Below are 9,756 nucleotides of genomic sequence, written 5' to 3'. Positions count from 1 at the left end.
GTTGTTACTAGGCTAATGGAACCTCTGTGAGACCTCCACGCTTAAGGTGCACGCTCTTTCTCTCCATATATCCGCCACATTTACTCTGCTACTACAAATGTGATAGTTATTAGACTTCGTTGTTTTATGCCAACTTATCTCTCGTAGCCTAGCCTTATATGTGATTTCTGTCCGTCGGACCAGAGATTTGCTTGCAGCTTCCTTCAGATTCCACCTCACGATGGACACCCTTGCTGTTCAGCTATACACTTCCCACTATCTGGGCGTGTTCGGGACTTGCACCCGTTAGAGCGCGCCCATGGCGCGCAAACACAAAACAGGAAGAGGCCAACCAGAGAGAGACTTCAATGCGCATGCACCTAGTCTCGAGTCGGTTGGACTCTTCCTGTTTTTAGACTATCTTAGTGCGACAGCCCCTTTTTTGTCGATATGCGTCATCAATTAGATGCCGTAGGAATATACTTTCCAATAACCCCAGCCAACTGTGGTGCCGGAAGAGTCTGGAGAGTTACCTTTCCAGGGCCTGTAACTTCTGTGTTGAAGAAGCCCTCTCCACCGAGCATTTTATTCTTGATACCTTTGACTGTAACTATGTTTACTGAGCAAGTTTCATCCATCATGGCGAGATGGCCGGTGTCAAGGATGATTTTCTCGCCTGCTGCCAATTCCTTAGTAACAGTTGAGCCATCAATCTCTAGGAACACGATTCCGGGGCCAACGAGCTTCTGCATGATGAATCCCTCACCGCCGAAGAAGCCGGCGCCTAGCTTTTTCTGGAAGAAGATGCTGAGTTCAACGCTTTCTGAGCTGGCCAAGTATGCTGATTTTTGGCATACGATTGACTCGCCGGCCTGAAGTTCAATTGCAATAATATCTCCCGGGAAGGAGGATGCGAATGCAATCATTCCTTCTTTTCCCTCAGCAGTGTACTTGTTGAGAAACAAAGACTCGCCTGATAGGGCGCGTGAGAACATTTTTCCGATGCCGCCTCCCTGTGTCTCCATCTTGAGATTGTCTGACATCCAACTCATAGCGCCGCCTTCGCATTGAAGAGTTTCTCCCGCCTCAAGTTTCACCTCTACCACTGGCATAGGTGCTCCTTTAATCTCGTAATTCATTATGTGTACCTCCTTAAATTAAATAGTTTTTGCTTATATTTTATAAAGCCCTCAGGTGGCTTTATAACTTTTACGTTCAAAGCATTGCTACTCCTCTGAGTCAATCTGCCACATTATCAGTAGGGTTCCATTGCCAACGCTGATAAATCCCTTCTTTCCGATGGCCTCGTTGCTGGTTCCGATGGGAAAATCATTGGTGATATTTTCGCCGTAAATATCGTACTTGAGTCCTTTAATCGTAACATTTTCACTGACATCGCTCAAGGAAAAGATGCTGACGTAGCCCTTGGTTTCCTTGGGAATTATGTAGCTTGAATTGTTAATAACTGTCATGGCATGGTTGTGATGGTAGAGCACTCCCTTGACTCCCTGTCTTGCAATATATGTCAGGGCCTGGATGTTAGAGATGCTGTGATCCATTCTTCCCCCAAGTCCACCGTAAATGGCAAAGTTCTCATAGCCTCTGCTTATTCCGAGTTTGATAGCCAAGAGCATGTCGGTGTCGTCCTTTTCAGGTGGATAAGTGAGTTTCTCGCAATTGGTGTCGTCCCATACATCGAAGGAAGTGATGGAATCGAAGTCCCCCAAAACTATGTCTGCGCGAAGGCCCATTTCCACTAAGTAGTCATAGCCACCGTCGGCTGCAATAACTAGGTCTCTGCTAGTCAACTCTATCGGGCATGGTTCAAATTCTCCAGCCCCAAATATGTAGCATGTAGCGTTGTCCATATCTCATCTCTCCTCTCGTCTTGCCAGGAGATTATTTACCGGACAATTTTTCTATAATATCCGCTGCTGAATCAACATAGTCCACCTGCAATGTTTCGAATTCTCCCGCGTCCACTGCAGCTGTCACAGCTGGGTCAATCGGAATTCGCGCCAATACAGGGATGTGATATTGAATTGCAATATCGTCAACGTGGCTTTTGCCGAAAATATTTATCTCTTTTCCGCAATCAGGGCACTTCACATAGCTCATATTTTCAATGATTCCTATGATTGGAACATCCATCATCTCGGCCATTTTTACAGCCTTCTCGACGATATCTGAGACAAGATCCTGTGGAGTTGCCACAATGACAATCCCAGTCATTGGAATTGACTGATAAACTGTAAGTGGAACATCTCCCGTTCCGGGTGGCATATCAATCACGAGAAAATCCTTCTCTCCCCAGTCGACTTCAGTCCAAAACTGGGTTACCATACCGGCAATTATCGGACCTCTCCAGAGCACCGGATCCGTGGAATTCTCCAACAACAAGTTGATTGACATAACATCTATTCCGCCCTTCGTCTTTACCGGGAAAATACCATCCTGATTTCCCTCAGCTCTCCCCGTCAAACCAAATGCCTTTGGAATCGAAGGGCCTGTGATATCGGCGTCAAGAATTCCAACTTTATTTCCTCTTCTGTGAAGAGTTAGGGAAAGCAAATCAGTTACAAGAGACTTTCCAACGCCTCCCTTGCCGCTGACTACACCTATTACATTTTCTATACTACTATTCTTATGTGGTTTCTTTATCAATGACTGTGGCTCTCTGCTTCCGCAATTTTGGCTACAGCTACTACAATCGTGTGTACATTCGCTCATCTCAATAACCTCTCTTTTATGAATTCATATTTAGCAATACCTTACCTCGTTGTGGGCCTTCAAAAAATTGATGAAATCCGCCTCAGAAAGCGGTTTGCATAGGTAAAATCCCTGAGCCGACCGAATATTTTCTCTATCTATCCTATCTTCCCCTATAAAATAGTCCGCAATTTTCTTATTCTCAATGCCGCTCACTACTACTTCTGCTCCAATTGACCTCAACATCTTAATAGTATCGCTTATTATTATATTGTTTCCTTCATCATCATAATCGGAAACGAAGTCTTTGTCAAGTTTTACGATATCAAAAGGCAAGTCAATTACTCTCTTGGTGTTTGAATAACCTATTCCATAATTATCGAGTGCAAAGTGGATTCCCTTCTCGTGAAGCCTTGAGATGTTATTATCCACGATATCCGGAGCAAAATCAGCTGCTGATTCGTTGAGCTCAAAGCACAATTCATCTGTGCTGATTCCGTAGCGCTGAATTGTCCCAATTATCTTTTCTACCATATTTGTTTCGACACATTGTGGCGCAGATAAATTGATGTGAATATTTTTCAACCCATACTTCTTAATATCACTGCCCGCTAAGAATCTACAGACATTTTCGAGAACAAAATCCCCTATGGCATGGATGTCGCCCTTCTTTTCCGCAATTCCCAGAAAAGTATCCGGAGCAATTATGCCGATATCATCGTCCTTGATTCTAACCAGTGCCTCTGCCGAATCAAACACACCATCTTTGATAGAATAAACAGGTTGGTAGTAAACTTCTATCTTATTATTCTTTATACAATTTTTTATTATATGCTCCAGATTATTATTTAGGACAAATCGCTTATTATCAAGGAAGTCTTTATAGCGAACCACTCCGAGATTAGTTGCCACAAACTGGTCAAAAGTTGCTGCAAAGTTGATATAATCATCATAGGAACTAATGTCACGGGGACATGAAACAATGCATACACATACCTCAGCCATCATATCCAATTCGCTCTCGCCTCCGCCAACTCTCAGATGACCATAGATACTATCAGCAAAATGCTCCATTCTCTCGCCGTCTTTTTCGCTTGATATAAAGGCAAAAGTCTCTGAATTGAGATAGTAAAGCTCGCCCTTTACACAATAGCTTCGCTGCATCATTCGTATGTATTCCGCTGTCTCAAACAGGTATTTGTTGAATCCATCTCTTCCAAGATACATGCTTATACTGTTAATATTGCTGACCTTGACAAATACGGTAGTATTTTCGATTCCAAGCTCTTTCATGTGCTTTAGCTTGTCAATTTCCTCCCCATAAGTTTTTGCCTTGGTAACAACATCGTAGGTCTCATCATGATACTGAACAACCATTACAAATACTGCAATCTGTGCACTTAGGAAGAAGAGTTCTATCAGCATCTTAGGCCATATCAGCTGAATCCCCACTCCTATCAGATTAATCGGTATCATAGATTGGAGCATGATATACTTGGTTTTGCTGACCACACCCTTAAACCTTGACAATATATAAATTCCGCAGATAAAACTGAAAATTGTCATCACATATGTCAAGTACAACAATGGTCCTCTGTGATATATCAAGTCAGCATCAATCGTGAAGGTTTGTCCAAAGATTATATTGCTGAAAATCAGCAGATTCATCAAGGTCATTCCCAACATAAAACATGTCCTGGAAATCCTAGTTTTCTTGGTCTGTTTCCAGATTCCAATACTGGAAAATGCATACAAATAATAGACAATTATTATATTGTCATGGGAAAAGAAGTAGATATAATTATATATGTATATCAGAGTCCTATTGGTCTCAGTTTTTGCATAGTTTTCCGTTCCATAAGCCGCCAAAAAACCAGATACAGCCGCAAAAAGTGACAATATCAAAAGAACGATGAACAGATGGTTTGAACGCCCCTTATACAGGCCTCTGGTAATGTTAGAAATCAATATAATACTAACTAGAAGTATTGCGCATATATTAAACTCAAGTACGTAGCCTCCCATCTGTCTCACCTCCTCATAATCTAAAATATCCCGCTTGATGCTCCTTGATAAACTTTAGATACTCCGCCTCCGGGAGGGGTCTCGAAAAGTAATACCCCTGGATATAATCACATCCAAGTTCCTTGAACACCTTGAAGGTTTCCTCGTCCTCAACGCCCTCCACCAAAATCTTTTTGTCTAATTTTTTCAAAGTATTGACGGTACTTGCAATGACCTTATACATATTCTCCTCATTTATCATATCCGCCAAGCTCTTGTCTATCTTTACTATGTCAAATGGGAATGCGACTATTTTCTTGATACTTGCGTACCCCGTTCCGTAGTCATCAAGAGCAAAAGAGTATCCGGAATTATGCAAACCAACAATATTGGAATAGGCCATCTTGTGATTGCTGTCCATGGCCGTCTCCGTAATCTCCAGATTCACTGATGAATGATCCAGCTGATACTTGTCTATAATGCTATTGACCTTCTTTATCAAAAGCGGCTCCACGCACTGCACCGCCGATAGATTAATCTCCACATAATCCACGCCCATGTCCGTGATTCGGCTGTCATGTATAAATTTTGCAACCGCCTCAAGCACAAAGTTTCCGATAACATGAATCGCCCCACTCTTCTCAGCCGCCTCGATAAAAAACGCGGGAGAGATAAATCCATACTCGGGATCCATCATTCTTATCAATGCCTCACTGGACAAAAATCTATCTTCCGAAATCGAGTATATCGGCTGATAATACATGCTGAGATAATTATTCTTTATCGCTCTGGATATTATAGAATCAATATTTGACTTGATCGTGAAATCCTTTGATCCAATGTGATTAGATATCAGCACAATTCCCGGCTCATTGGGGATGATATCCTGAAATCTCTTAGTGAACGTTATCAACTCATCCGGATTGCTAATATCCTCCGGAAAATCCACAATTACTGAGCGAACTTCTATCTCCAACCCAGTCTTTTTCTCTTCAATCGAATCAGTCATAAGGGCCAGGAATCGCTCCGAATACTCCACCAACTTCTCCTTTTCCCCATGATCGACCATAATGGCAAATGTTCCGCGCTCAAGATAGTACTCCTTCATGCTGATTTTCAAGCTCTTTCCCAACTTAAGCGTAGTTTTTCCCAGCAAATTCGAAAACTCTGTAAATGCTTCCTGTCCCACCACAGAGAGAATATTATTGATATTTATCACATTTCCCAACATAATGCTCACGGACTTCTTGGTATGGACGCACTTTCTCACGTCCTCCACAAACGCCGCACCGCTGAAAAGCTTGATGTCGTGGCCAATTCGCTCCTCAGGTCGAAGCACACTCAGCGCAACCAAAACCATCATAACCGACGCAACAAATAATTCAATTCTCATATTGGGATAATTATACTGAATAAAAACTGCCAGTATGTTCACCGGGAAAAATAGTTCGAGAACAATAGCCTTCCTAAAATCGATAGCCTTTCTGTGAATGAATACCATAATTGAAGTTGCAACCACGTAATATAAAACAACTATGTAGATTATTCCCTCGTACCGTCCATGAAGCATGTTTCCTTTGCTGTCAAGTGTAAATATAAATCCTGTAAAATGGTTCGTCAAAATCAGTAATGCAACAACCGCATATGGTCCGTACAGCCCCACTTTTACATAAAAACTTTCCTTTATCTTATGCCATATATCAAGTCCTGCAAAAACATATAGTAAGAATAACAACGGTGTAAAATTACGCACCAAAAGGGAAATGCTTCCAAGCAACTCCTGATAAGTCGCATTATGAGCACTTCCACTTATTATTGGTCCATATATATTGGCAGCCATATCCAATAGCCCCGATATAATCAGAAACGCGGTAAAGATTATATATAGCTTACTCGATAACCCCCTAACAAGGCCGCGCAAGAACATGCTAAATATCATCAAAACACATAATATGACTGCGGCTACATTATAATACATCGCCGTTTGCATATAATCAAATCCTTTTTCATAATAGCAATATGCCGTTTCCTCTTCTTACAAACTATGTTTAATTAATTAGATTTCAACTTCTCAGCGAGTTCATTCAACTGAACTGTAGCATCTGCAACAGAATCTACTGCAATAATATTCTTTTCACTAATGTCAAGTGTATTGCTAGCGTGGCTTGTAACCTCCTCCGAAATCGCTGATACTGTAGATACGCTATCTGCAATTTCATGATTATTCTTGGACAATTCATCCACACATCTCTGAAGAGTGCTGGCAACCTCAAGAATTCCATTGGTAGCTACTGATATATCTTTGAATACCTGCTCAGTGTTCTCTGTTGCCTGATGCTGGCTTTCAATCTTCTCTATAATTCCACCCGTAACGTCAACTACACCATTGATAGTATCCGCAAAATCCTGGAGCATCTGCTTAATTTCATTGGTAGCAGCCTCTGTCTCTCCTGCCATCTTTGAAATCTCAGAAGCAACAACCGCGAAACCTCTTCCTGCTTCCCCTGCTCTTGCAGCCTCAATACTCGCATTAAGAGCAAGAAGACTTGTCTGGGAAGTAATTCCATTGATAATCTCAATAACCGAATGCATCTTCTCCATGCTTTCACATAGCTCTTCAAGACGAGCCTTAACATCATTTCCAAGATGAACCGATTCGTCAACCTTTTCCACCAACTCTGCTATATTCTTTCCACCCTGCTTAACCGATTCATTTGCCTCGCTAAGGCTGTTGACAATCTCATCTGTTCTCTCTTCAACTTCTTCTACTGTAATTCGAATCTGCTCTGTCATCTCAAGCTGATTCTGTATAGTCTCTGCAGTATCCGCACTTCCTATATCTACTTCCTTCATGGCATCCTTGGTAATCTCAACGGACTGCTTAAGTTCCTTGACATCCTCTGTCACCTTTGCCACAACTGTTCCTATCTCTTCTGACACTAATTTCATCTGAGCCAGAGCGCTAGATGTACTGGAATTCTGCTCCATCATAATATTTAACTTGTCCTGATTATTTTTCTGCACACTTCTCGTTCCCATGGCTTCGAAGAATCCAATCACAATGATCAAGAGGATCTGAATCTCGATAGTTGCAGTATCCGCGCTTGTATAAACACCCCTAGCGAAAAGAATGACAATCTGCGCAATATTTATGACTACAGTTCCTATACTAAGTCTGAGGCAATACTTGTAATCACCATATACTACCAACGCAATAAGCATCGGCAACACAAATGTAAATGCCAGTTTATTAACCGTCGTAAAAGAAGTAAACATGTAAAATATTCCGAAACCAATACCTATAACATGCTTAAGACTCTTACTGGATTTGTTTCTCTGGTAAATAATCATCTCGATAATCGGGAATATAAGTCCCAAAGCTACCGTCAAAAGGGCATACCCCAGTGCTCTATCTCCCTTGATAAACTCGGCAAAGTAAGCTGCCGAAATCACGATGTCCAATGCCAGATGGCTCGATAATGCCAGAAAGTTATTCCTCTTAGTTTCTTCATTTTCTAGACTTTGTAAAATGTTATTCTCCATAGCAAATTCATCCTTTCTCATACTGCGACAATATATGTGACTCAAAAACATTCTTTCAGAACTACTAATATTCTACGATATTGCGAAAACCGTATAAGGATATTTTACCACATTTTTCACAAAATTCCTACTATTTTTGATTATTTTTTGTGAAATATTCTGAAATTTTAGTGCAAGTTTTCAGGTCCAAAACTGTCCACCAAAAGCTCATCTAGGGTATATATCCTAAAATCCTCCACGTTTTCATCATCATCTGTTTTTACACATATCACCTTAAACTCCTCCGGATTGCAAAACTCCCTCAATGCCTGCCTGCACGTGCCACATGGGGTGCACAAATCGCTTCCGTATACGTCAGCCTTTGCCCCCGCTATCACTATCAGGCGATAATCCTTGTAACCCTCGCTCACACCCTTAAAAAGCGCCGTTCTCTCCGCACAATTACACACAGAATAGGCTGCATTCTCGATATTGCATCCCGTAAATACCGTCCCATCCCATGCCATAAGAGCCGCTCCCACAGTAAACTTCGAATACGGTGCATAGGCAAATTTTCTCATATTAATCGCCTTTTCCACCAAATCATCATACATGGAATTCCAGTTTTCATTAATCATATACTTCTCCTTTACTTGATTTCAAGTTCCACAGGACAATGGTCCGATCCTAAAACATCCGTATGAATCTTGGCATCTACCATCCTGTCCTTCATATCTTCAGAAACAAGGAAATAATCAATGCGCCATCCCGCATTTCTACTCCTGGAATTAAATCTATATGACCACCAGCTGTATATCTGCTCCATATCAGGATAGAAATATCTGAAAGTATCTATAAAACCGCTATCCAAGAGTTCGGAAAATTTTCCTCGTTCCTCATCTGTGAATCCCGCATTTTTGTGATTCGCCTTGGGATTTTTCAGGTCAATCTCCTTGTGAGCTACGTTCATATCTCCGGTAACAACAACTCCTTTCTTGCCGGCCAAGTCGACAAGATACTCTCGAAATGCATCTTCCCATGTCATTCTATAGTCAAGTCTCTTTAATTCATTCTGTGAGTTAGGAGTATAAACTGTAACAAAGTAGAAATCATCAAACTCAAGTGTAATCACTCTTCCCTCTTTGTCATGTTCCTCGATTCCAAGACCATATGTAACATTCATAGGCTCCTTCTTTGTAAATACCGCAGTTCCCGAATATCCCTTTTTCTCAGCATAGTTCCAATACTGCTTATATCCAGGCAGCTCAAGATCAATCTGCCCCTCCTGTAACTTGGTTTCCTGAACGCAGAAAATGTCTGCATCAATCTCCTCAAAAAATTCCATAAAATTTTTGCCAACGCATGCTCTAAGTCCGTTGACATTCCAAGATATTAATTTCATAATTTGTCCTTTCTTTCGCCGTTTTGACGAATTCGTGAGTAATTAAATTTTAAACTATATTCCGGCGCTTGTCAAACTGAGTAACGGAATATTTTATCTCAAAAAATCAATGCTCATGCTGACCAAAGTCAACATGAGCA

General features: G+C 41.3%; 8 protein-coding genes. All 8 read right to left on the bottom strand.

Features of this window, described 5'->3' with window-relative positions; translation table 11 throughout:
• Positions 1–437: 437 nt before the first annotated feature.
• The 8 genes from L877_RS0105815 to L877_RS0105780 all read right to left on the bottom strand — a co-directional run bounded on the left by L877_RS0105815 (position 438) and on the right by L877_RS0105780 (position 9,616).
• Entirely contained in the window at positions 438–1,118 is a 681-nt protein-coding gene (locus L877_RS0105815) for a TIGR00266 family protein (protein ID WP_026835281.1), read from the bottom strand.
• An 87-nt stretch (positions 1,119–1,205) separates the two neighbouring features.
• Positions 1,206–1,847 carry a thiamine diphosphokinase gene (locus L877_RS12370; RefSeq protein ID WP_034785202.1) on the bottom strand — a complete coding sequence of 214 codons (642 nt, stop codon included), beginning with the start codon at positions 1,845–1,847 and terminating at the stop codon, positions 1,206–1,208.
• Between the two features lie 31 nt (positions 1,848–1,878).
• The gene (locus L877_RS0105805; RefSeq protein WP_026835280.1) at positions 1,879–2,709 is read right to left on the bottom strand and encodes an Mrp/NBP35 family ATP-binding protein; all 831 of its coding nucleotides are present in this window, start codon (positions 2,707–2,709) and stop codon (positions 1,879–1,881) included.
• Between the two features lie 30 nt (positions 2,710–2,739).
• A complete protein-coding gene (locus tag L877_RS0105800; protein ID WP_026835279.1) occupies positions 2,740–4,713 on the bottom strand; it encodes an EAL domain-containing protein in 1,974 nt (657 codons plus the stop codon).
• Positions 4,714–4,726: 13 nt separating this feature from the next.
• Positions 4,727–6,682 carry an EAL domain-containing protein gene (locus L877_RS0105795; protein WP_084554797.1) on the bottom strand — a complete coding sequence of 652 codons (1,956 nt, stop codon included), beginning with the start codon at positions 6,680–6,682 and terminating at the stop codon, positions 4,727–4,729.
• Between the two features lie 62 nt (positions 6,683–6,744).
• A complete protein-coding gene (locus tag L877_RS0105790; protein WP_026835277.1) occupies positions 6,745–8,235 on the bottom strand; it encodes a methyl-accepting chemotaxis protein in 1,491 nt (496 codons plus the stop codon).
• Between the two features lie 167 nt (positions 8,236–8,402).
• A complete protein-coding gene (cdd, locus tag L877_RS0105785) occupies positions 8,403–8,852 on the bottom strand; it encodes a cytidine deaminase (RefSeq protein ID WP_242837125.1) in 450 nt (149 codons plus the stop codon).
• An 11-nt stretch (positions 8,853–8,863) separates the two neighbouring features.
• A complete protein-coding gene (locus L877_RS0105780) occupies positions 8,864–9,616 on the bottom strand; it encodes an exodeoxyribonuclease III (protein WP_026835275.1) in 753 nt (250 codons plus the stop codon).
• Between the last annotated feature and the right edge of the window lie 140 nt (positions 9,617–9,756).

The sequence above is a fragment of the Eubacterium xylanophilum ATCC 35991 genome (assembly GCF_000518685.1).
In the GTDB taxonomy this organism is placed as follows: Bacteria; Bacillota; Clostridia; order Lachnospirales; family Lachnospiraceae; genus Eubacterium_F; species Eubacterium_F xylanophilum.
The sequence above is the reverse complement of the archived record's forward strand: the minus strand, read 5'-3'. Positions and strand labels throughout refer to the sequence as shown.

Excerpts from the sequence above, each read along its gene's own strand:
- L877_RS0105815 (WP_026835281.1), bottom strand. The coding sequence starts at position 1,118 with ATGAATTACGAGATTAAAGGAGCACCTATGCCAGTGGTAGAGGTGAAA.
- L877_RS12370 (WP_034785202.1), bottom strand. The coding sequence starts at position 1,847 with ATGGACAACGCTACATGCTACATATTTGGGGCTGGAGAATTTGAACCA.
- L877_RS0105805 (WP_026835280.1), bottom strand. The coding sequence starts at position 2,709 with ATGAGCGAATGTACACACGATTGTAGTAGCTGTAGCCAAAATTGCGGA.
- L877_RS0105800 (WP_026835279.1), bottom strand. The coding sequence starts at position 4,713 with ATGGGAGGCTACGTACTTGAGTTTAATATATGCGCAATACTTCTAGTT.
- L877_RS0105795 (WP_084554797.1), bottom strand. The coding sequence starts at position 6,682 with ATGCAAACGGCGATGTATTATAATGTAGCCGCAGTCATATTATGTGTT.
- L877_RS0105790 (WP_026835277.1), bottom strand. The coding sequence starts at position 8,235 with ATGGAGAATAACATTTTACAAAGTCTAGAAAATGAAGAAACTAAGAGG.
- cdd (WP_242837125.1), bottom strand. The coding sequence starts at position 8,852 with ATGATTAATGAAAACTGGAATTCCATGTATGATGATTTGGTGGAAAAG.
- L877_RS0105780 (WP_026835275.1), bottom strand. The coding sequence starts at position 9,616 with ATGAAATTAATATCTTGGAATGTCAACGGACTTAGAGCATGCGTTGGC.